The 762-nt window shown below is 75.1% G+C and carries 1 protein-coding gene; it reads left to right on the top strand.

Features of this window, described 5'->3' with window-relative positions; genetic code table 11:
- The coding region (locus AC30CM_RS26950; RefSeq protein WP_490119969.1) for an SDR family NAD(P)-dependent oxidoreductase at positions 1–577 on the top strand (577 nt) is incomplete at its 5' end.
- Positions 578–762: the final 185 nt, after the last annotated feature.

Raw genomic sequence — 762 nt, 5'->3', positions numbered from 1 at the left:
AGCGGGGCCCGCGGTGCGCTTCTTCCGCGCGGACATGGCCGACGTGGCGTCGATCGCCGCGTTGCTCGAGCAGGTGGGCCCGGTCGACGTGCTGGTGAACAACGCGGCGGCATTCCCCGGCGCGCTCGCGCTCGATCAGGACGTGGCGAGCTTCGAGGCGACCTTCGACGTCAACGTGCGTGGCACGTACTTCCTGACGACCGGGGTGGTGCGGGGCATGCTGGCCCGCGGCGGGGGTGCGATCGTCAACGTCACGTCGATGGTGACGGGCAAGGCCGTGCCGGGGGCGTCGACGTACGCCGCGTCGAAGGCAGCGGTGGAATCGCTGACCCGGGTCTGGGCGCTGGAATTCGGTGCGGGTGGCGTGCGGGTCAACGCCGTGGCGCCGGGCCCCACCGACACCGAGGGCGTGCTCGCCGAGTGGGGCGACACCAACGCCGAGCTGGGGCGGGCACTTCCGCTCGGACGCACCGCCAGGCCCGCCGAGATCGCCGAGGCGGTGGCGTTCCTGGCGTCGCCGAGGGCGAGTTTCGTGACGGGGGCGACCCTGCGGGTCGACGGAGGCGGAGCCGCCTGACGGTGCGGGCCGGCGGAGCCGCCTGATCGGCGAGGGCCGGCGGAGCCGCCTGATCGGCGCGGGTAGGCTCTGCGCGCATGACCACGCCCGCGCTCCGCGCCGGCGTGTTGCGTGGGGGCTTGGTGGGCGGTTGCTCCGCGCTGCTGGCCGCGGTCGCGCACGGCAGCGCCGGCGGCGTCCCGCAC

Source organism: Mycobacterium sp. DHQP2018-32-09, from assembly GCF_058148405.1.
The sequence above is the reverse complement of the archived record's forward strand: the minus strand, read 5'-3'. Positions and strand labels throughout refer to the sequence as shown.